The sequence below is a fragment of the Tabrizicola sp. genome, assembly GCF_016793705.1.
Taxonomy (GTDB): domain Bacteria; phylum Pseudomonadota; class Alphaproteobacteria; order Rhodobacterales; family Rhodobacteraceae; genus Tabrizicola.
On the sequence record NZ_JAEULO010000062.1, the window covers coordinates 1 to 19,940 of the forward strand.

A 19,940-nucleotide genomic window follows, 5' to 3' on the forward strand; every position below is an offset into this window, starting at 1 on the left:
GCCAACGCGACTTGGACCACATCGCCAGGCTCATGAACAACCGGCCCCGCAAGACCCTGGGCTGGAAAACACCCGCCCAGGCCCTCGCCGAAGAAATCAAAAAGGCGACCGCAAGTGTTGCAGTTGGAACTTGAGTTAACCAACCCTGAACGCCCACGCCCAACCCTTTGAAATCGCTTCCCTGAAAATCCTGTCCACCGTGGACAGCTCACCCCAGCCCCACCCGCGCCGCCAGCCGCAGCGCATGGGAGGGGTCCCTTGCCACCCCCGGCAGCACCGGATCATAGCCCGCCCGGATCACCGCTCCGATCTCCGGTCGCAGGATCACCCGGTCGCCGACCTGCGCCAGGGGCGAGGTCCCGTCGAAGGCTTGGGTAGACCACAAGAGGATCACCTGCACCGCCTGGGCCAGCGCCAGCGTCTCGGCCGGCATCTCCGCCAGCGCCGCATCCATCCGCAGGAAGACGAAGGCCGCCTTGATCGCGCCCTCCACATCGAACCGGAACAGCCGGTACTGGTTCGCTTCCGCCCCTTCCAGCCGCGCCACCAACCCCTCCAGCTCCGGCACCAGCCGCCCGAGGTCGCGCACCTCCAGCAACTCCCCCCACTCCCGGAAGCAGAAGACCATCAGGTTCGCCCCCAGCTCCGGGTCCGTCTCCGCCATCCGGTGCCCGGCGAGCGCCACCACCGCCTCGATGGCTCCCTTGAACACCGCAAGCGAAGCGTCCTCGACCCCGAAGACCACCGGCACGACCGGCCGCCCCCAACGGGCGAACAGATACTGCCCGTCCCGCCGCGTGAACAAAGCCTCGATCTCGCCCGGTCCCATGATCTCTCCGCCACGACCTTTCATACTGGGACAAATATCCTCGGGGGTTTGGGGGTGAAACCCCCATCGCCCGAGGAGGAGGGCGCAAGCCCGACGACGAGAGTAAAGCCTTGCGCGAAGCGCTCCGCCTACTTCCCCCCGAACAGGTCCGCCTGCCCCGCCGCTTTCGGCGCCTCCAGCCCCAGATGCCGCCAGGCCTTCGCCCCCAGCATCCGCCCGCGCGGCGTCCGCAGGATCAGCCCCTGCTGCAACAGATAGGGCTCGATCACCTCCTCGATGGCATCCCGAGGCTCCGACAGGGCCGCCGCGATGGTCTCCACCCCGACCGGCCCCCCACCGTAGTTCTCGGCCAGAAGCGTCAGATAGCGCCGGTCCGCCCCGTCGAGCCCCAGATGGTCCACCTGCAGCCGGGTCAGCGCCCGGTCCGCCAGCTCGCGGGAAATCCGTCCCCCCGCCTCGACCAGCGCGAAGTCCGCCACCCGCCGCAACAACCGCCCCGCGATCCGCGGCGTCCCCCGAGCCCGGCGGGCGATCTCCCGGCAGCCCTCAGGCTCCGCCTGCAACCCCATCAGCCGCGCCCCCCGCGCGACGATCTCGTAAAGCTCGGCCTCGGAATAGAACTCCAGCCGCGTCGGAATCCCGAACCGATCCCGCAAGGGCGTCGTCAAGAGCCCCAGCCGCGTCGTTGCACCCACCAGGGTGAAAGGCTGCAAGTCGATCCGCACCGTCCGCGCCGCCGGGCCTTCGCCGATCACCAGGTCCAGCGCGAAATCCTCCAGCGCCGGATACAGCACCTCCTCCACCACCGGGCTCAGTCGGTGAATCTCGTCGATGAAGAGCACATCCCGCGGCTCGAGGTTGGTCAGGATCGCCGCCAGATCGCCGGGCTTGGCCAGCACCGGCCCCGAGGTCATCCGGAACCCCACCCCCAGCTCTCGCGCCATGATCTGCGCCAGCGTGGTCTTCCCCAGACCGGGAGGCCCGTGGAACAGCGTGTGGTCCATCGCCTCGCCCCGCATCCGGGCGCTCTCGATGAAGACCTTGAGATTGGCCCGCGCCTCCGCCTGGCCGATGAATTCGCCCAGCAGCTGCGGGCGCAGCGCCTTGTCGGTATCCTCGGGCAACCGATCGCCGCGCAGGTCGGGGTTTGGTTCGCTCATTTGGGCGCCAGCAGTTTCAGCGCCGCCCGGATAAGCCCGGCCGCATCCGCGTCGGCGAGATCGCCGGAAACCGTCGCCACCGCCTGCGCCGCGTCCCCTTGCCCATACCCGAGGTTCACCAACGCCGACAGCGCATCGGCCGAGGCCGTCGCCCTCCGCATTGCGCTCTCATCCAGGCGCGCTACCTTGCGCCGCGCCGGAGCCGCCTCCTCGATCACCACATCCTCGGCCCCAGCCTTGGCCGCCAACCCGGCCCCATGTGCCATCACCCCCGGCGCCTTCGCCTTCAGCTCCAGGATCACCCGCTGCGCCAGCTTCGGCCCCACCCCCGGCGCCGCCTGCACCGCCCGCGCATCGCCCAGCGTGATCGCCCGACCCACGCCCTCGGCCCCCAAAGCGCCGAGGATCGCCATCGACGCCTTGGCCCCCACGCCCTGCACGGTCATCAGAAGCTTGTGCCACTCCTTCTCCAGCATGGTCGGGAAGCCGAAGAGCTGCAAAAGGTCCTCGCGCACCAGCAGGTCGGTATAAAGGCTGACCGCCTCGCCCGGTCCCGGCAGGCCCGCCAGGGTCCGCTCGCTGACATGGACGATATAGCCCACGCCCCGCACGTCGATCAGCACATGGTCCGGCCCGCGCCAGTCCAGCCGCCCGGAAATCCTGCCGATCATTCCGCCGCCCTCACCGCCGCCGCCAGCCGGCCCTGGGACTGCACATGATGCGCATGGCAGATCGCCACCGCCAGCGCATCCGCCGCGTCCGGCCCGGCCACCTTTACCCCCGGCAGGTGCAGCTTCACCATATGGTCGACCTGCACCTTCGCCGCATGGCCCACGCCGACGACCGTCTTCTTCACCGCGTTCGGTGCATATTCCCCGACCGCCAGCCCGAACTGCGCGGGCACCAGCAGCGCGATCCCCCGCGCCTGGCCCAGCTTCAGCGTCGCCACCGCATCCTTGTTGACGAAGGTATGCTCCACCGCCGCCGTCTCCGGCTGCCAGGCCCGCAACACCTCGGTCAGTTGGGCATGCAGCGACAGGAGCCGCGCCGCCAGGTCGCCGTCGCCCCCATCCGAATGGCAGATGCCGTTCGCCACATGGGCCAGCCGCGAGCCCGCCACGTCGATCACCCCCCAGCCCAGGTTCCTGAGCCCCGGATCTATCCCGATGACCCGCATCTTGTCCCCGTTTTCCTGCCTACCACAACGGCTAGCACGAAAAGGGAACATCCGCCAATGGCTTTCGCTTCCTCCGCCCGGAACTGCCTCTTCATTTTGCACTTGCAAAATACGACCGGGCAGATCAGAAAAGCGACGCGCCCCGGACTCCTCGCCAGAACAGACTGTAAAGTTTGACAAAATTTCGACACACGTCATGCAGCGCCTGCATGGCGGCAATGCCATTCCATCGCTTGCTTTGCACATGCAGCAAGATTATCTCGCAGTGCATGGAGGAATGATCCTCCGGTTTAAGCAGAATGAGAACAAGGATGAACGCCATGGCCGCTGTCGAGACGACCCGCCCGGCGCCCCTCGGCGCCGTCACCACCTACCGCACGATCAATGCCCTGTCGAACGCCGTTGCCGCGTTCCAGGCCTGGAACGATGCGCGCGTCACCCGTAACGCACTGAGCAAGCTTTCCGACCGTGAGCTTGACGATATCGGCCTGTGCCGCGGCGACGTGGACGTCATCGGTCGCTGATCGACTGTCGGCTCGCTGGGCCGGGAACACTTCAGGAAACGGAAAATGGGGCCGCATCTGCCGATGCGGCCCTTCTTCAATCAATATTCGCCACTCAACAGTCTTGGATCAACGGGGAAGAACGGCCTGCAACTGTGCCGAGACCCACAGCGTCGCGGGATCGGCATGCATCAGCCAGGCGCCGACGGGATCGAACCCCTGTCCGGCGGCCAGCGCGCTCACGCGGCTTTCATAGGTCTGGGCACCCACGAAATAGTGGATCACACCCTTCACACCGATGCCGACCAGCAAGGCCAGCACCAGAGGCTTGGCCAGCTTGAGCAGGCGTCGCCCGCTGCGGCTCGATGCCTTGCGCCCCACCGTGCCGGTCGCCTCGAAGCCGTAGCCCTTGGCGTGCGATTTCTCGATCCGCGAAACGCGGCTGTAAAAGTCATTTAGGTTTGGATCTACCCACATCTCGCTCACCCAGGTTAGCAGCCCTGATGAGAAATTTTTGCCGCACAGATATGGCGAAATTGGGGCGCATCCACTCCGCCCCCCGCCAACGCCGGGAAGGGGGTGGGATTGTCCATGTTTTCAGGACTTTTGTAGCACCAGCGTCGACCATTCGCCGATATCGTCACGACTGTTGAGCGACAAGCCTGACGCAAGGTAAGCCGCCGCGACCGAATCTGCTTGCACAGCGAGAAGTCCCGACAGGATAGCTCTACCCCCGGTTGCAAGTCCAGACGCGATGGCGGGCGCAAGTTCGATCAGCGGCCCCTTCAGGATGTTGGCGAACACCAGATCCCAGGGTCCGGCGGCCGTGATTCTGGCATGATCAAGACCTGCGGCCTCCAGGCATTCGACCCGGCCCTCCAGCCCGTTGATCGCGACATTGGCCTCGGCCACGTCCACTGCCACCCGGTCGATGTCGCTGGCGATGACCAGCGCCTCTGGCAATGTCGCTGCTGCCGCCATCGCCAGAACTGCCGTGCCGCAGCCGACATCCAGCACCTTGCCCGGCCGCCAGCCCGCCGTCAGCAGCCGGTCGAAGGCCAGCAGGCAGCCGAGCGTCGTGCCATGATGCCCGGTCCCGAAGGCCACCGTCGCCTCGATCTGCAACGGCACCCGGCCCGCGGGCACCTTGTCGGCATCATGGCTGCCGAACACGAAGAACCGCCCTGCATCCACCGGCGACAGCTCGCGCCGCACATGCGCGACCCAGTCCACCTCCGGCAGTTCCGACAGCGCGAAGGGCTTGGCCCCGAAAGCCGTCGCCAGCACCTCCAGCATCACGGCATCCGGCGGCTCAAGATAATAGCCCCCCACTTCCCACAGGCCCGAGCCGTCCTCGATCTCGAAGACGCCGACCCCGGTGGGCTCCGGCTCCATCCGCTCCATCGCGGCGGCCAGGGCATGGGCGGCATCCTCGCCGGGCAGAGTGGTCAGGGCGGAATAGGTTGGCATGGGCGGGCACTCCTTTGGCCTTGGCCCTTACGCGCAAGCCCGCCCCCCGGCAAGTTGCCCCCGGCGCGGTCTAAAATTTTTCGTCGAAAAATTTTAGACCCGCACCCCCGTCCCGATCGGGCAGGCCACCCCGGTGCCCCCCACCCCGCAATAGCCGCCGGGGTTCTTCGCCAGATATTGCTGGTGGTAATCCTCGGCGAAATAGAACACCGGCGCGGGCAGGATTTCCGTCGTGATCGGTCCCATCCCCGCCGCCTTCAGCGCCCTGGCATAGACCGCCCTCGACGCCTCCGCCGCAGCAGTCTGCTCCGGCGTATAGGTGTAGATCCCCGAGCGATAGGTCGACCCCACATCATTTCCCTGCCGCATGCCCTGCGTCGGGTCATGCCCCTCCCAGAATAGCTTCAGCAGCCCCTCATAGCTGATCACGGCGGGATCATAGATCACCCGCACCACCTCGTTGTGCCCGGTCGCTTGCGTGCAGGTCTCCTTGTAGGTCGGGTTCGGCGTGAAGCCCCCGGCATAGCCGACCATGGTCAGCCAGACGCCCGGAGTCTGCCAGAACTTCCGCTCCACCCCCCAGAAACAGCCCATGCCGAACATCGCCTCCGCCATCCCCTCGGGCACCGGCGATTTCAGCGGCAGGCCCGACAGGAAATGCACCTCCGCGGTGGGCAAGGGCTCGGCCCGGCCCGGCAGGGCGTCCTGCGGCGAGACCATTTCCATCGACTTGCGCGTGAAGAACATCTGGCGACCTCCGTTTCTCTGCCGCTGAATATAGCGCGGAGGCGGCGAAACCCAATGCGGGTTACACCCCGATCACCGCGCCTTGACCTTGAAGCCGGTTGCCACGGCCCGCCCCCGCCCGCAGGATGGTTCGAAAAGGAGCCGCCCGATGACCGACAAGATCGAAGTCCAGAACGTCGGCCAACCCGGCAAGACCTACCGCGTCGACGCCGCCAAATACGCCGAGATGCGCAAGGCCGTCCTCGCCGTCACGCCGTCCGGGCCCCCCGGCCTCACCCCCGCCCAGATCATCCAGGCGGTGAAACCCCACCTCTCCGAGACCCTGTTCCCCGGCGGCGAAACCGCAGGCTGGTGGGTCAAATGCGTCCAGCTGGACCTGGAGGCGAAGGGGTTGCTGAAACGCGCCCCGAAAGCGCCGGTGAGGCTGTGGCGGTCCTCGTCCTCGGCCTAGGCTAGGTCGGGCAACCCCAACGCTTCGTCCTCGATACGATCCGTCGTCAGAAGATAATAGGCGTAGCCGCCGACGATCACTATCGCTATCAGCCCTGCCACAAGAGCCGTGCTGACAGCCATCGGTACACCCGCGATCATTATGATCTCGTGCGCCGCGACCGCATTGCTCAACGCCGCGGCCTTTATGATTGGCAACCCCGCGATAGCCCCCGACGCAGTCTTTCCGATCAATGCACCGGCACCCATTGAAACGGCCAACAGCTTTGCACTGACTGCGCTGGTAACGGAGGCCGATGCCAAAAGGATGCCTGCCGGTCCAACAGCGACAACCGAGAAAGTCGCGGTGGCCGTTCCCAGCGATGCAGCAATGAAACCACCAGCTGTTGCGCCCGCCACAGCTCCCACTTTCGCCGCGACGGCTGCAGCGCCCGTCATCAGGATTGCAGAACCGGCCCATGCCGATGCGGCAGCGGTCGCGCCGACTCCAACAGCAGCGGCGCCAACGATCTTGGCCGCCACGACCGCATCTTTGCTGTCCACGACGCCATCGCCGTTCACATCCAAGGAAGACAGTACGGCTCTTTTTCCGGCAACCAGTTTCTTTACAACCACTTCATCGGTCTCCACGACAAGCCAGGTGGGCGCCCTAGCACCATGCGTCGACGGTCGAGGCAAGAAGTGGCCTTTTTAAGGAGTGTCTGTGACGAAACCCTTCTGCCTCGCCCGTCGAGCACAGCCCCGCCAAGTCTTTCATCTTTGCCCAAATATCCCCGCCGGAGGTAGCTGCGCCTACCGCCAACCCCCTCACAAAAAACTCTGCGGATCAATATCCACCGCCAGCCGCAAATCCCTCGGCAGCTTCACCCCCGCCAGCCACTCCGCCAGTGCCGCCTGCAACGGCGCGCCCTTCTCCGCCTTCACCAGCAGCCGCACCCGATGCCGCCCCCGGACCCGTGCAATCGGCGCCGGGGCAGGCCCCCAGACCTCCGCTCCGATCCGCCGCAGTGGATCACAGCGCCGCGCCAGCTCGGACCCGAAATCAAACACCTCCGCCACATCGGTCGAGGACAGGATGATCCCCGCCATCCGCCCGTAAGGCGGCACGCCGGAGGCCCGCCGCTCCGCCGCCTCCGCCGCCCAGAACGCCTCCTCGTCGCCGCCGAGAATGGCCCGGATCACCGGATGCTCCGGCTGGTGGGTCTGGAGCCACGCTTCCCCTTTCCGCTCTGCCGTCCGCCCCGCCCGGCCCGCGACCTGCCGCATCAGCTGGAACGTCCGCTCCGCCGCCCGCAGGTCCGACCCCTGCAGCCCGAGATCCGCGTCGATCACCCCCACCAGCGTCAGGAGGGGAAAATTGTGCCCCTTGGCCACGATCTGCGTGCCGATGATGATGTCCGCCCCGCCCCCGGCAATCTCCGCGATCTTCTCCTTCAAGGCCCGGGCCGAGCCGAACAGGTCCGACGACAGCACCGCCACCCGCGCCTCCGGGAACCGCGCCGCGACCTCCTCCGCCAGCCGCTCCACCCCCGGCCCGACCGCCGCCATCCGCCCCTCGACCCCACACGAAGGGCAAGCCAAAGGCACCGGCTTCGTCGCCCCGCACTGGTGGCAGACGAGCCGCTTCTGGAACCGATGCTCCACCATCCGCGCGTCGCATTGGTCGCAGCCCACCTGATGCCCACAGGCCCGGCACAAGGTCACCGGCGCAAACCCCCGCCGGTTCAGGAACAACAAAGCCTGCTCCCCCCGCGCGACCACCGCATCGACCTTGGCGGCCAAAGTCTCCGATATCCACCGATCCCCCGGCAGCCGTTCGCTGCGCATGTCGATGGCCCGCATCTCCGGCAGCTCCGCCGCCCCGAACCGCGACCCCAGGTCCAGCCGCCGGTACTTCCCCGCCTCGACATTCGCCCAGGTCTCCAAGCTTGGCGTGGCCGAGGCCAGCACCACCGGGCAGCCGACAATCGCCGCCCGCAAGACCGCCATGTCGCGGGCGTTGTACAGCACCCCGTCCTCCTGCTTGTAGGAGGTGTCATGCTCCTCATCCACCACCACCAGCCCCAGGTCGCGGAACGGCAGGAACAAGGCCGACCGCGCGCCCACCACCAGCCCCGCCTCGCCCTCCGCCGCCATCTTCCACAGCCGGCGCCGCTCGGTCATCGTCACCCCGGAATGCCACTCCGCCGGCTTCGCCCCGAACCGAGCCTCGACCCGAGTCAGGAACTCCGCCGTCAACGCAATCTCCGGCAGCAGCACCAAGGCCTGCCGACCGGCCCGCAGACATTCCGCCACCGCCTCCAGATAGACCTCGGTCTTCCCCGAACCCGTCACCCCTTTCAGCAGCGTCGCCGCATAGGCCCCCCGCGCCACATCCGCGACCAGCGCATCCCCGGCCTCTACCTGATCCCCGGTTAGCCGCATCCCCTTGTCGGCGTGCAACCGCGGATAGGGCGTATCCCGCGGCGCATCCTCCTCCGCCACCACCCCCAGCTTCACCAGCCCCTTCACCACCGACGCCCCGCAGCCCGCCGCCTCCACGAGCTCGCCCAAAGTCACCGGCAGTCCGCGAAACTCCCGCAAGGCCTCCACCACCCGATGCCGCGCCTCGGTCAACTGGTTCGGCACCGGCCCCGCCAGCCGATACACCCGCCGCATCGAAGGCGGCTCGCCCAACCCGGGAGTCCGCGTCGCCAGCCGCAGCATCGCCGGCAGGGGTGTCAGCGTGTATTCCGCCGCCCGCGCGAGGAACGCCCGCAGCTCCGCCCGCATCGGTCGGGCCTCCAGCAGCCGGTTCACCGGCCTGATCCGCGAAGGGTCGAACGTCCCCTCCCCCGGCCCCCAGACCACGCCCAGCACCCGGCGCGGCCCCAGCGGCACCTCGACGAAATCCCCGTCACCGCAGCCCCCGTCCGGCGCGCGATAATCCAGCACGCGCCCCAAAGGCTCGGTCGTCAGCACACCCACCAGTTCGCCCGCCCGATAGACCCGCTCCGCCAACCCTTTGCCTTTCCCTGCCCGGCCGTTTGGGGTAAACCCGCGCCCGAGAGCATTCAACCCCCGCGCGGCACCCACCGCAACCGCCCGCCATTCGAATACCGGAGGACCCCCATGAAATTCTTCATCGACACCGCCGACGTCGACGCCATCCGCGAGCTGCACGACCTCGGCATGGTCGACGGCGTCACCACCAACCCCTCGCTGATCCTGAAATCCGGCCGCGACATCCTGGAAGTCACCAAGGAAATCTGCTCCTTCGTCGAAGGTCCGGTTTCCGCCGAAGTCGTCGCGCTGAAAGCCGACGACATGATCGCCGAGGGCCGCAAGCTCGCCGCCATCGCCCCGAATATCGCGGTGAAGGTGCCTTTGACCTGGGACGGCCTCAAGACCTGCAAGGTCCTGTCGGGCGAGGGCTTCATGGTCAACGTCACCCTCTGCTTCAGCGCGAACCAGGCGCTGATCGCCGCCAAGGCCGGGGCGACCTTCATCTCGCCCTTCATCGGGCGGCTTGACGACATCAACCTCGACGGGCTGGACCTGATCGGCGACATCCGCACGATCTATGACAACTACGACTTCAAGACCCAGATCCTCGCTGCCTCGATCCGGTCCGCGAACCATGTCAAGGACTGCGCGATGATCGGCGCCGATGTCGTCACCGCGCCGCCCTCGGTGATCAAGGCGCTGGCAAACCACGTCCTGACCGACAAGGGCCTGGAGCAGTTCCTGAAGGACTGGGCAAAGACAGGCCAGAAGATCATCTGAGCACGGGGATCGCGCGTCCGCAGGCGGGTTGCACCCACCTGCGGGGCGCAGCTCCGGACTACCGCCAGGACCCGAATCGACGGAAGAAGGTGGTAAACAGGTCCTGAACGCCCACAGGCAAGTGATTGATTTCATTAAGGTCCGCCGGTTGTCCCGCGTGGACAGTGCTGGACAGGCGCCCCCCGACCTGCCATCCTGACCCCATGAAACTCCCCTCGCTCAACGTCCTCGGAGAGGCGCTTCAACGCTGCTCCACCGCCCCCGTCACCGGCTTCTTCCGCGACGGCTGCTGCAACACGGGTCCCATGGACCGCGGCCTCCACACCGTCTGCGCCCTGATGACGGCGGAATTCCTGGCGCTGTCGAAATACCTGGGCAACGATCTCTCCACCCCGCGACCCGAATACGGCTTCCCGGGCCTGAAGCCCGGCGACCGGTGGTGCCTCTGCGCCTCCCGCTTCCTCCAGGCGCATGAGGAAGGCGCAGCCCCGCAGGTCAGCCTCGCCGCGACGCACCAGGCCACCCTCGCCGTGGTGCCGCTGGAAATCCTGCGGCAATACGCCACCGAGTGACCGGCTGGACTTCGGGCCGCCACGAGGCGACATCTCCCCCATGGTCCCGCCCCGCTTCGACATCTCTCCCGACCAGATCGCCCGCGTCGTCGCGACCTTCTATGCGGCCATCCGCCAGCACCCCGGCCTCGGCCCGATCTTCGCCGCCCATGTCACCGACTGGCCGCAGCACGAGGAGAAGATCGCCCGCTTCTGGCGCAACGCGATCCTGCACGAACGGGTCTACGACGGGAATCCACTGGCCGCCCACCGCGACGCGGGGAACGTCCGGCCGGGGATGTTCGAGGTCTGGCTCGGCCTCTTCGACAGTGTCCTCAAGCTTGAATTGCCCCCCGGCACCGCGGCGGAGTGGTCGGCCTTGGCCCGCCGCATCGGGCGGGGGCTGATGTTCGGGCTGCAAGGCACCGAAGGCACGCCGCCCTCACTTCGCTGAGACGACCACCGGCTGCGGTTGATCCGGCATCGGCCGCACCGCCCCGTCGTCACGCATCAGGTCCTCGATGAACAGCGCCAGCAGCTGCGACCGCCCGCTGACCCCCGCCTTGCGATAGATCGCGTTGGTCTGGGCCTTGACCGTCCCTTCGCTGGTGGACCGCATCGCCGCGATCTCGGCGGTCGACATCCCTTTGATCGCGAACAGCGCCACGTCCTTTTCCGAAGGCGTCAGCCCCCATTCGGTGAAACGCTCCTGCAGGAGGTCGGCGAAGGCCCCCGAGGCCCGACGCAGGCGTTCCTCCGCCCGGGTCCGGCCCCGCAGCGCCCCCAGCAGCATCCAGCCGCCCAGGCCCACGCCCAGGATCAGGCCGAAGGCCGCGCCAATTTCCAGCAACTCGCGCATTTCCCAGCTGATCGGCGCGGTCTGGAACCCGATCATCGATGAAAGGATATCGGAGACGAAGAAGAAGGCGCAAAGCACCTGGATCACGAAGATCGCGATGAAGGGTGCTGCGCGTCTCACCCCGGCAACCGGGTCGACCGCTCCGGGACCGGTTCAATTGCCATCGCCACTGCCGCCATGACCGCTGCTGTCGTCATCGTCGTCATCATCATCGTCGTCGTCGTCATCATCATCATCGTCGTCATCGTCGTCATCGTCGTCATCGTCATGACCGCTACCCGGATGATCGTCGATGATCTGAACCTTGCCGTCGCCCCCCGCGGCCGGTGTCCAGAGGTCGCGCAAGATTTCGCCCGTCCGCGGGTTGAGGATGATCTCGCGCTCGCCATCGGTTCGGCCGGCCACGATGCGCACCCGACCCAGAAGGGTCCGCTCCTGCACAATCGAACGGAAGCCCTGCTTTCTCAACTGTCGGACAATGCTTTCGACGTATTCCTGCGCGGCAACGGGCGAAGCCAGCGCAAGGGTGATCGCAAGACGCGATAGGAACTCCCGCCGTTTCATCCGGTTAACCCGACCCCTTCCCGGAAACTATGTTCCAAGCCGAAGGCCCCGGCAAGACCGGGGCCTCCAGACGAGCGAAATCAAGCGATCAATCGTCGTTGCTGTCGTGATCGCCGCCATGACCACCGCCGTGATCATCATCGTCATCGTCATCGTCATCGTCATCGTCATCGTCGTCATCGTCGTCATCGTCGTCATCGTCGTCGTCGTCATCATCATCATCGTCATGATCGTCGTCGTCGTCATGGCCGGTGAAGTCGTGGTCGACCGTCTTCACTTCCTTGCCGGTCTTGGTGGCATCATCGCCATCGGCGACATCGGTTTCCTGCTTGGTGATCGCCAGCGTCTCGTTGTCGTAGACGACTTCAAGCTTCTGGCCGTCCTTGATCGCCTCGACCTTGGTCTGGGTCGGACCGACCTTCACCTCGACATAGCTGTAGCCCTGGGCCAGGTAGTCGTCTGCCAGTGCGTTGCCGTCGATGGCGGCGAAGGCGGCGCCGGCGGACAGGGCGACAGCGGCGGTGTAGCACAGGAGTTTCGTTCTCAGTTTCATCCGGGATCTCCTTCAGGTTCTCGGGTCCTGCTCGTCCAGGGGCACCAGGTCCGCCGTCGAGAGCATGGAGCCATCAAGCCCCACCCGGTCCAGCCTGACCATTGCACCCAGGTTTACCTGCGGCGGCCTATGCCCCCGGTTGGCGGGAATAAACCCGAGTTTATGCTCAACCCTGAGGCGAAGCCGCCCAGTTTGGCTGCGTGAGACGGCAGGGCGCCGCCCCTTTCCCGAATCGCCACATGCGAAAGGCCCGAAGCGTTTCGCCGCGGGCCCCGAATTCCACTGCAGGTCTGTTCCGGTCTCAGACCGTCATCGTCACGCCCAGATGCTTGGCGACGGTGAAGATGTCCTTGTCGCCACGCCCGCACATATTCATCACGATGATCTTGTCCTTGCCCAGCGTCGGGGCCAGCTTCATCACCTGCGCCAGCGCGTGCGAAGGTTCCAGCGCCGGGATGATGCCCTCCAGCCGACAGCACAGCTGGAACGCCTCCAGCGCCTCGGCATCGGTGATGCTGACATATTCCGCCCGGCCCACGTCATGCAGCCAGGAATGCTCCGGCCCGATACCGGGATAGTCGAGGCCCGCCGAGATCGAGAAGCCTTCCAGGATCTGCCCATCTGCGTCCTGCAACAGATAGGTCCGGTTGCCATGCAGCACCCCCGGACGGCCCCCGGTCAGCGAGGCGCAATGCTCCATCCGGTCGTCCACGCCCTTGCCGCCCGCTTCCACGCCGACGATCCGCACCGAAGGATCATCGAGGAAGGGGAAGAAGAGGCCCATCGCATTGGAGCCACCGCCGATGGCCGCGACCACCACGTCGGGAAGACGGCCCTCGCCCTCCTGTTCCGCCAGTTGCCAGCGGACCTCCTTGCCGATGATCGACTGGAAGTCGCGCACCATCGCCGGATAGGGATGCGGCCCCGCCACCGTGCCGATGCAGTAGAAGGTGTCGCGGACGTTCGTCACCCAGTCGCGCAGCGCGTCGTTCATCGCATCCTTCAGTGTGCCCCGGCCCGAAGTCACCGGAATCACCTCGGCCCCCAGAAGCTTCATCCGGAACACGTTCGGCGCCTGGCGTTCCACGTCATGCGCGCCCATGTAGACCACGCATTTCAGCCCGAACTTGGCGCAGACCGTCGCCGTCGCCACCCCGTGCTGCCCCGCCCCGGTCTCGGCGATGATCCTTGTCTTGCCCATCCGGCGGGCCAGGATGATCTGGCCCAGCACGTTGTTGATCTTGTGCGCGCCCGTGTGGTTCAGCTCGTCGCGCTTCATGTAGACCTTGGCACCGCCCAGATGTTCGGTCAGCCGCGGCGCGAAGTAGAGCGGCGAGGGACGCCCGACATAGTGCTTCCACAGGTCGTCCATCTCGGCCCAGAAGGTCGGATCGGTCTTGGCGTGGTTGTAACGCGCTTCCAGCTCCAGGATCAGCGGCATCAGCGTCTCGCTGACGAAGCGCCCGCCGAAGAGGCCGAAGCGGCCCGCCTCGTCCGGCCCCGTCATGAAGCTGTTCAACCCGTCCTCGGCCATGGCGCACCCCCGTTGCTGTCCATCTTCTCTAGCGGTGGGTCCGGGCGGCGTAAAGACCAGGGGCTTGTCTTGAAGCCCGGCGCGCGCTTGGATTGAACATACGAAAACGCGGGGGATGGCAGATGCGAAAACTGGCGGCACTGATGCTGATGATCATCGGCAGCGCGGCGCAAGCGGCACCGGATGCGGTTGAAGTGGCGGCATCGCTGGGGCTGAAGGCCGAGGGCGGGCAGGTGATCAATGCCTGCGATGAGGCGGTGACGCCCACGCTGACCCCGGTCGAACTTGGCGGGGCGGTCGGGACGGCGCAGCTTCTGGTCATTCCCGGCGGGCCGAGCACGCTCACCTGTTATGGTGACATTCCGGGCGATATGCATCTTCTGGTCGCCGATGGCGCGGGCTGGCGCAGCATCTTCAACGGTGGCGGTTTCCTGATCGTCATGCCGGGCAGCCATGACGGAGTGCATGACTTCGCGCTCGGCGGGCCGGGGTTCAGCTTTCCGGTCTTCCAGTGGGACGGGGAGTCCTTCACCGCCGGGGGCAAGATCAGCGACGAGGACCTGCAGGCTTTGGGCGAACTGCCGACCTTCCCCTAGGGTCAGGTCAGCGGCTTCTTCATGCCCAGATGGCTGGTCTCGAACCCCAGCCGGTCGTAGAAGCGGTGCGCATCGTGGCGGCTCTTGTCGGTGGTCAGCTGGATGATCGTGCAGCCCGCCGCCCTGGCGCGGACTTCACACTCCGCCATCAGCGCCGCGCCGACCCCCTGCGACCGCAGGTCAGCCACGACGCGCACCGCCTCGACCAGCGCCCGGCGGCTGCCGCCGCGAGACAGGCCTGCAAGCACTGTCAGCTGCGCGCAGGCCACGATCCGGCCCGCGGCCTCGCCCACGATCAGCTGATGCATTGGGTTTGCAGCAATGTCGGCGAAGGCTGCAAGATAGGCCTGCGGGTCCGCTCCCTCGCGCCCCCTGCCCAAGGGGTCATCGGTCAGCAACGCCACGATGGCGGGCACGTCGGCACGGGTGGCGTCACGGAACGAAACCGCCGTCATCGCAGGATCGGCACTCCGGCCCGGATACCCTCTGCCGCCTCGACGAAGGCCGCGATCTTCGCGTGATCCTTCACCCCGGGCGCGCTTTCCACGCCCGAGGCCACGTCGACCTGCCGCGCACCGGTCAGCCGGACCGCCTGGGCGACGTTGTCTGGGGTGAGCCCCCCCGCCAGCATCCAGGGCTTCAGCCATTTCCGCCCGACCAGCAGCCGCCAGTCGAAGGTCAGCCCGTTCCCGCCGGGCAGGACCGCATCCTTCGGGGCCTTGGCGTCGATCAGGATCTGGTCGGCGATCAGCTGGTAATCCAAGAGCGGGGCAAGGTCGGCCTCCACCGCCACGCCGATCGCCTTCATCACCGGCAGACCGTAGCGCGCCTTGATTTCAGCCACGCGGGCCGGACTCTCGTGGCCGTGGAGTTGCAGCATGTCCAGCGGCACAGCGGCGACGACGGCATCAAGCGTGGTGTCGTCGGCATCGACCACCAGCCCGACCTTGCACAACCCTTCCGGCGCGGACAGCGCCAGATCGCGCGCGGTCTCGGGCGTCACATAACGCGGGGATTTCGGAAAGAAGTTGAACCCGGCATAGCCTGCCCCCGCCGCCGCGGCAGCAGCGATGTCGCCGGGCGTCTTCAGCCCGCAGATCTTGACCCGGACCGCTTGCATCAACGCTTGTCCAGAAGCGCCAGCACCTCGTCCTTCGGCGGGACCGAGGTGGAATCCTTCAAGACCGCCAGTTCCCGCTCCAGCCGCGTCACCTCGCGCGATTTCTGGCTGGCGGTGGCGCGGTGGCCATGCTCTCGGAACCATTCCCAGACGAAGCCGATCAGCACGCCCAGGATGATTCCGCCGAAGATGACCAGGAACAGCGGCAGTTCCATCGCCCAGGTCAGCCCGGTCAAGGCGGCCATGTCATCGGGCAGCAGCCGGACCGGCACCGGCGCCCGGTTGGCCAGGGCGACCACAAGCAGGGCCACGCCGAGCACGGCAAGAAAGATCAGGCGAAGATATCGGATCATGCGGTTCGGTGCCCCAGAGTTCAGGGACAATATCAGCCCGAACCCGGCCGGGCGCAAGGCAAAGGGGGCGTTACTTGCCGTTCAGCCGGTCACGCAGCAGCTTGCCGGTCTTGAAGAACGGCACCTTCTTGTCGTCGACCTTGACGGCTTCGCCGGTGCGGGGGTTGCGTCCCACCCGCGCGTCGCGCGCCTTGACCGAGAAGGCACCGAAGCCGCGCAGTTCGACCCGGTCGCCCTTGGCCAGCGCCTCGATGATCTCCTCGAAGACCGTGTTCACGATCCGCTCGACATGCCTTTGCGTCAGATGCGGGTTCTCGTCCGCGATCTTCTGGATCAGTTCCGAACGGATCATCCGTAGTCCCCCCTGTGGTTCGGCCGATTGGCAGCGACCGCCACGATCTTGTTCTGGCAAGACTATAGCGGCAGGATTCGTGTTACGGCAAATGAAAACGGGGACTTGGCCGAAAGGAAAAGGCCCCGCTTGTGGCGGGGCCTTTCCGTTCAATCACAGGGCAAAGGCCGCGAACTAGCTGCGGTCCTTCAGCGCTGCGCCCAGGATGTCGCCCAGCGAGGCGCCCGAATCGGACGAGCCATACTGTTCGACGGCTTCCTTCTCTTCCGCGATCTCGCGCGCCTTGATCGACAGGCCCAGCTTGCGGGTCTTCGGGTCGATGTTGGTCACGCGGACATCCACGTGGTCGCCCACCTGGAAGCGCTCGGGACGCTGGTCGGCGCGGTCGCGCGACAGGTCCGAGCGGCGAATGAAGGATTTCTGGCCGTTGTACTCGACCTCGACCCCGCCATCCTCGATCGCAGTCACGGTGACGGTGATGATCGCCCCCCGCTTCACGCCATCGACCGCGTCGGTGAAGGTGTCGTCGCCCAGAGCCTTGATGGAAAGCGAGATACGCTCTTTCTCCACGTCCACTTCGGTGACGGCGGCCTTGACCACGTCGCCCTTGCGGTAGTTCTGGATCGCTTCCTCGCCGCGCTGGTCCCAGCTGAGGTCGGAGAGGTGAACCATCCCGTCGATGTCGTTGTCGAGGCCGACGAACAGGCCGAATTCGGTGATGTTCTTGACTTCGCCCTCGATGGCCGAGCCGACCGGATGGGTTTCCGCGAAGACTTCCCACGGGTTGCGCTGGGTCTGCTTCAGGCCCAGCGAAACGCGACGCTTGGCGCTGTCGATTTCCAGCACCATGACCTCGACCTCTTGCGAGGTGGAGACGATCTTGCCGGGGTGCACGTTCTTCTTGGTCCAGGACATTTCCGAGACGTGGACCAGACCCTCGACCCCTGCTTCCAGCTCCACGAAGGCGCCGTAGTCGGTGATGTTGGTGACGCGGCCTTTGTGAACCGTGCCGATGGCGTACATCTTCTCGACGGCATCCCACGGGTCGGACTGGAGCTGCTTCATGCCCAGGCTGATGCGGTGGGTGTCCTTGTTGATCTTGATGACCTGGACCTTCACGGTCTCGCCGATCGACAGGATCTCCGACGGATGGTTGACGCGGCGCCAGGCCATGTCGGTGACGTGCAGCAGGCCGTCCACACCGCCCAGGTCAACGAAGGCACCGTATTCGGTGATGTTCTTGACCACGCCGTCGACGACTTGACCTTCGGTCAGGTTGCCGATGACTTCGGCGCGCTGTTCGGCGCGGGACTCTTCCAGGATCGCGCGGCGCGAGACAACGATGTTGCCGCGACGACGGTCCATCTTCAGGATCTGGAACGGCTGTTTCATGCCCATCAGCGGGCCGGCATCGCGCACCGGGCGGACGTCAACCTGCGAACCGGGAAGGAACGCCACAGCGCCACCCAGGTCGACCGTGAAGCCGCCCTTGACCCGACCGAAGATCGCGCCATCGACGCGCTGCTCGGCGGCGTAGGCTTTTTCCAGACGGTCCCAGGCTTCCTCGCGGCGGGCCTTTTCACGGCTGATCTGGGCTTCGCCGCGCGCATTCTCCACGCGGTCCAGATAGACCTCGACGGTGTCGCCCACGTTGATGTTGGGCTGCTCACCGGGGTTGGCGAATTCTTTCAGGTCGATGCGGCCTTCCATCTTGTAGCCGACATCGATGATGGCCTGGCCCGCCTCGATGGCGATGACCTTGCCCTTGACGACAGTTCCCTCTTCCGGGGTGTCGATCTCGAAGCTTTCCTTCAACAGGGCTTCGAAGTCTTCCATGCTTGCTTTAGCGCACATATAGATCAGTTTCCTTTTCTCGTGTTTTCACTGGCCATGCGGTTGGCTCCGCCGGTCTTGGCCCTGAACGGAAAAACACAGCCCTCCGGGAAACCGGCGGCTGTTGGTCCTTTCAGGATGGGCGGCCTATAGACGCATTGGCCGGGTGAAGCAAGGGAAACCGGCCCGCCCTCAACCCCGCCCTCGCCGACGTCCATTCCGCATTTCCGCCGCTTTCCTGGGGTTTCCTGCAACCATGCGCAACGCCGTGCTCGCCCTTGTCCTTGGCACCGCCCTGTGGTCCGTCGCCGGATGGCTCGCCCACCCGCGCGAACTCTGGGACGTTCCCGCCTTCTGGCCGATGTGGGGCCTGGCGATCCTGTGCGCCGGTGGACTGGGTCTTGCGCGCGACAGCCGCCCGCTGCGCGACACCGGGCTTCTGTTCCTGCCGATTGTCGGAGTCCTGACCGTGTCGACGCTGCAAAGCGGCGGAGGCGCCGGCCTCCTGCCGCTGGGCCTGGTCGCGGTGGCCGTCCTTGCCCTGCCTGGACTGGCGCTGGCCTGGCTCGCACAGCGCCTGACCGCCGCGCGCCGCTGACCGCCGCTACGCCGGGGCCGGTCCCAGCCGCGCCGCCACCACCGCGACCGCAGCCGCCACAGCCTCGTCGATCGCCATCGCGCTGGTGTCGATCACCACCGCATCCGCCGCGGGTTTCAGCGGCGCCTCCGCCCGCCCCATGTCGCGGGCGTCGCGTTCCCTCACCTCGGCCAGGACGCGGGCCTCGTCGCCCCCGACCTCCAGCCAGCGCCGGTGCGCGCGAACCTCGGGGCTGGCGGTGACGTAAAGCTTCACCTCGGCTTCGGGGCAGATCACCGTTCCGATATCGCGCCCGTCCAGCACCGCGCCGCCCTCGGACCTTGCGAAGCGGCGCTGGAAATCGACCAGCGCGGCGCGGACCTCGGGAAGTGCCGCAGCCCGGCTGGCCGCCTGCCCGGCTTCCAGCGTGCGCAGGCCGTCGCGCGCCAGATCCCCGGGCGTCAGTTCCCGGGCCGCCCTGGCCGGATCTCCTCCCTTCACCCCGACTGCCCGGTAGAGCAGCCCGGTGTCCAGATGCCTGAAGCCGAAACACTCGGCCACCGCCCGGCTGATCGTGCCCTTCCCCGCCGCCGCCGGCCCGTCGATTGCCACCGTGAAGATCATCACACCTGCCCGCCTCCGCACCTTGCGGAAGTATTTTGAAAACGGCATCCCGTGAAGGGGGTTCGCGAAACCGGAGGAGGGATGGCAATCCGCCGCCGGCCCAACTCCTTGAATTCCCTGCTCCTACCCGGGCGACACCAAAGATTTTCCGCGATTTCCGCTTGGATTCAGTCAGGAATGTCCCTATGTTCCCCGCGCGACGTTATCTTTTCGACCACTGTCTCCGACCATCGGCCACAGCAATCGACTTCAAGCTGACGGGGCCAAGCCGCCGCATCCCGCGGGCGGCATGACTTGAGGAGACTTCACGATGGCCAAGGGCA

The 19,940-nt window shown here is 66.4% G+C and carries 26 protein-coding genes; 8 read left to right on the forward strand and 18 right to left on the reverse strand.

The genetic code is table 11. From position 1 onward, the window contains the following. Positions 1–208: 208 nt before the first annotated feature. The 4 genes from JNJ68_RS15740 to ruvC form a co-directional block, all read right to left on the reverse strand. On the reverse strand, positions 209–829 hold the full coding sequence (locus tag JNJ68_RS15740) for a hypothetical protein (RefSeq protein ID WP_294983606.1): 621 nt from the start codon (positions 827–829) through the stop codon (positions 209–211). A 128-nt stretch (positions 830–957) separates the two neighbouring features. Beyond that, the gene (gene ruvB, locus JNJ68_RS15745; protein ID WP_294983549.1) at positions 958–1,989 is read right to left on the reverse strand and encodes a Holliday junction branch migration DNA helicase RuvB; all 1,032 of its coding nucleotides are present in this window, start codon (positions 1,987–1,989) and stop codon (positions 958–960) included. After that, positions 1,986–2,660, reverse strand: a complete 675-nt coding sequence (gene ruvA / locus JNJ68_RS15750; RefSeq protein ID WP_294983552.1) for a Holliday junction branch migration protein RuvA — start codon at positions 2,658–2,660, stop codon at positions 1,986–1,988. The genes ruvB and ruvA overlap by 4 nt, the downstream gene beginning before the upstream one ends. Then, positions 2,657–3,166, reverse strand: coding sequence for a crossover junction endodeoxyribonuclease RuvC (ruvC, locus tag JNJ68_RS15755; RefSeq protein WP_294983555.1), 510 nt, complete (start codon positions 3,164–3,166; stop codon positions 2,657–2,659). The genes ruvA and ruvC overlap by 4 nt, the downstream gene beginning before the upstream one ends. Positions 3,167–3,486: 320 nt before the next feature. Between ruvC and JNJ68_RS15760 the strand changes: the two genes are divergently transcribed. After that, the gene (locus JNJ68_RS15760) at positions 3,487–3,690 is read left to right on the forward strand and encodes a DUF1127 domain-containing protein (RefSeq protein ID WP_294983607.1); all 204 of its coding nucleotides are present in this window, start codon (positions 3,487–3,489) and stop codon (positions 3,688–3,690) included. Between the two features lie 108 nt (positions 3,691–3,798). On the opposite strand, the gene JNJ68_RS15765 is transcribed toward JNJ68_RS15760, so the two are convergent. The 3 genes from JNJ68_RS15765 to msrA all read right to left on the reverse strand — a co-directional run bounded on the left by JNJ68_RS15765 (position 3,799) and on the right by msrA (position 5,886). After that, the gene (locus JNJ68_RS15765) at positions 3,799–4,146 is read right to left on the reverse strand and encodes a hypothetical protein (RefSeq protein WP_294983558.1); all 348 of its coding nucleotides are present in this window, start codon (positions 4,144–4,146) and stop codon (positions 3,799–3,801) included. 120 nt (positions 4,147–4,266) lie between these two features. Beyond that, positions 4,267–5,139: a 50S ribosomal protein L11 methyltransferase gene (locus JNJ68_RS15770; protein WP_294983561.1), complete on the reverse strand. Its 873-nt coding sequence runs from the start codon at positions 5,137–5,139 to the stop codon at positions 4,267–4,269. A gap of 93 nt (positions 5,140–5,232) precedes the next feature. Then, a complete protein-coding gene (msrA, locus tag JNJ68_RS15775; RefSeq protein WP_294983563.1) occupies positions 5,233–5,886 on the reverse strand; it encodes a peptide-methionine (S)-S-oxide reductase MsrA in 654 nt (217 codons plus the stop codon). Positions 5,887–6,034: 148 nt separating this feature from the next. On the opposite strand from msrA, the gene JNJ68_RS15780 reads away from it, so the two are divergent. After that, positions 6,035–6,337 (forward strand): hypothetical protein, encoded by a 303-nt coding sequence (locus JNJ68_RS15780; RefSeq protein WP_294983565.1) that lies wholly within the window; start codon positions 6,035–6,037, stop codon positions 6,335–6,337. Here JNJ68_RS15780 and JNJ68_RS15785 read toward each other — a convergent pair. Then, positions 6,334–6,966 carry a hypothetical protein gene (locus JNJ68_RS15785; protein ID WP_294983568.1) on the reverse strand — a complete coding sequence of 211 codons (633 nt, stop codon included), beginning with the start codon at positions 6,964–6,966 and terminating at the stop codon, positions 6,334–6,336. The genes JNJ68_RS15780 and JNJ68_RS15785 overlap by 4 nt on opposite strands. Positions 6,967–7,143: 177 nt before the next feature. Further along, positions 7,144–9,303 carry a primosomal protein N' gene (locus tag JNJ68_RS15790; RefSeq protein ID WP_294983610.1) on the reverse strand — a complete coding sequence of 720 codons (2,160 nt, stop codon included), beginning with the start codon at positions 9,301–9,303 and terminating at the stop codon, positions 7,144–7,146. A 144-nt stretch (positions 9,304–9,447) separates the two neighbouring features. On the opposite strand from JNJ68_RS15790, the gene fsa reads away from it, so the two are divergent. The 3 genes from fsa (at position 9,448) to JNJ68_RS15805 (ending at position 11,106) form a co-directional block, all read left to right on the forward strand. Continuing rightward, positions 9,448–10,101: a fructose-6-phosphate aldolase gene (fsa, locus tag JNJ68_RS15795; RefSeq protein WP_294983571.1), complete on the forward strand. Its 654-nt coding sequence runs from the start codon at positions 9,448–9,450 to the stop codon at positions 10,099–10,101. 203 nt (positions 10,102–10,304) lie between these two features. Beyond that, a complete protein-coding gene (locus tag JNJ68_RS15800; RefSeq protein ID WP_294983573.1) occupies positions 10,305–10,673 on the forward strand; it encodes a DUF2237 domain-containing protein in 369 nt (122 codons plus the stop codon). A gap of 40 nt (positions 10,674–10,713) precedes the next feature. Beyond that, the gene (locus JNJ68_RS15805; RefSeq protein WP_294983575.1) at positions 10,714–11,106 is read left to right on the forward strand and encodes a group III truncated hemoglobin; all 393 of its coding nucleotides are present in this window, start codon (positions 10,714–10,716) and stop codon (positions 11,104–11,106) included. Here JNJ68_RS15805 and JNJ68_RS15810 read toward each other — a convergent pair. Then, complete coding sequence (locus JNJ68_RS15810; protein ID WP_294983578.1) at positions 11,095–11,631, reverse strand: helix-turn-helix transcriptional regulator; 537 nt, start codon at positions 11,629–11,631, stop codon at positions 11,095–11,097. The genes JNJ68_RS15805 and JNJ68_RS15810 overlap by 12 nt on opposite strands. Before the next feature lie 57 nt (positions 11,632–11,688). Between JNJ68_RS15810 and JNJ68_RS15815 the strand changes: the two genes are divergently transcribed. Beyond that, a complete protein-coding gene (locus JNJ68_RS15815) occupies positions 11,689–12,057 on the forward strand; it encodes a hypothetical protein (protein ID WP_294983580.1) in 369 nt (122 codons plus the stop codon). Between the two features lie 106 nt (positions 12,058–12,163). Here JNJ68_RS15815 and JNJ68_RS15820 read toward each other — a convergent pair whose 3' ends face one another. Together JNJ68_RS15820 and trpB are read right to left on the reverse strand one after the other, a co-directional pair. Then, a complete protein-coding gene (locus JNJ68_RS15820; protein ID WP_294983581.1) occupies positions 12,164–12,628 on the reverse strand; it encodes a PepSY domain-containing protein in 465 nt (154 codons plus the stop codon). A gap of 301 nt (positions 12,629–12,929) precedes the next feature. Then, positions 12,930–14,162 (reverse strand): tryptophan synthase subunit beta, encoded by a 1,233-nt coding sequence (gene trpB, locus JNJ68_RS15825; protein WP_294983584.1) that lies wholly within the window; start codon positions 14,160–14,162, stop codon positions 12,930–12,932. A 122-nt stretch (positions 14,163–14,284) separates the two neighbouring features. Between trpB and JNJ68_RS15830 the strand changes: the two genes are divergently transcribed. Beyond that, positions 14,285–14,758, forward strand: coding sequence for a hypothetical protein (locus JNJ68_RS15830; protein WP_294983587.1), 474 nt, complete (start codon positions 14,285–14,287; stop codon positions 14,756–14,758). A gap of 2 nt (positions 14,759–14,760) precedes the next feature. Here the strand turns inward: JNJ68_RS15830 and JNJ68_RS15835 are convergent, their stop codons facing one another. The 5 genes from JNJ68_RS15835 to rpsA all read right to left on the reverse strand — a co-directional run bounded on the left by JNJ68_RS15835 (position 14,761) and on the right by rpsA (position 18,437). Beyond that, a complete protein-coding gene (locus JNJ68_RS15835) occupies positions 14,761–15,213 on the reverse strand; it encodes a GNAT family N-acetyltransferase (protein ID WP_294983590.1) in 453 nt (150 codons plus the stop codon). Next, entirely contained in the window at positions 15,210–15,878 is a 669-nt protein-coding gene (locus tag JNJ68_RS15840) for a phosphoribosylanthranilate isomerase (RefSeq protein ID WP_294983593.1), read from the reverse strand. The genes JNJ68_RS15835 and JNJ68_RS15840 overlap by 4 nt, the downstream gene beginning before the upstream one ends. Beyond that, entirely contained in the window at positions 15,878–16,231 is a 354-nt protein-coding gene (locus JNJ68_RS15845; RefSeq protein WP_294983595.1) for a LapA family protein, read from the reverse strand. The genes JNJ68_RS15840 and JNJ68_RS15845 overlap by 1 nt, the downstream gene beginning before the upstream one ends. Positions 16,232–16,301: 70 nt before the next feature. After that, positions 16,302–16,583: an integration host factor subunit beta gene (gene ihfB, locus JNJ68_RS15850; RefSeq protein WP_294983597.1), complete on the reverse strand. Its 282-nt coding sequence runs from the start codon at positions 16,581–16,583 to the stop codon at positions 16,302–16,304. A 174-nt stretch (positions 16,584–16,757) separates the two neighbouring features. Continuing rightward, positions 16,758–18,437 (reverse strand): 30S ribosomal protein S1, encoded by a 1,680-nt coding sequence (gene rpsA, locus JNJ68_RS15855; RefSeq protein WP_294983600.1) that lies wholly within the window; start codon positions 18,435–18,437, stop codon positions 16,758–16,760. A gap of 235 nt (positions 18,438–18,672) precedes the next feature. On the opposite strand from rpsA, the gene JNJ68_RS15860 reads away from it, so the two are divergent. After that, positions 18,673–19,014, forward strand: a complete 342-nt coding sequence (locus tag JNJ68_RS15860; protein ID WP_294983603.1) for a hypothetical protein — start codon at positions 18,673–18,675, stop codon at positions 19,012–19,014. 6 nt (positions 19,015–19,020) lie between these two features. On the opposite strand, the gene JNJ68_RS15865 is transcribed toward JNJ68_RS15860, so the two are convergent. Further along, positions 19,021–19,617: a (d)CMP kinase gene (locus tag JNJ68_RS15865; RefSeq protein WP_294983613.1), complete on the reverse strand. Its 597-nt coding sequence runs from the start codon at positions 19,615–19,617 to the stop codon at positions 19,021–19,023. Between the last annotated feature and the right edge of the window lie 323 nt (positions 19,618–19,940).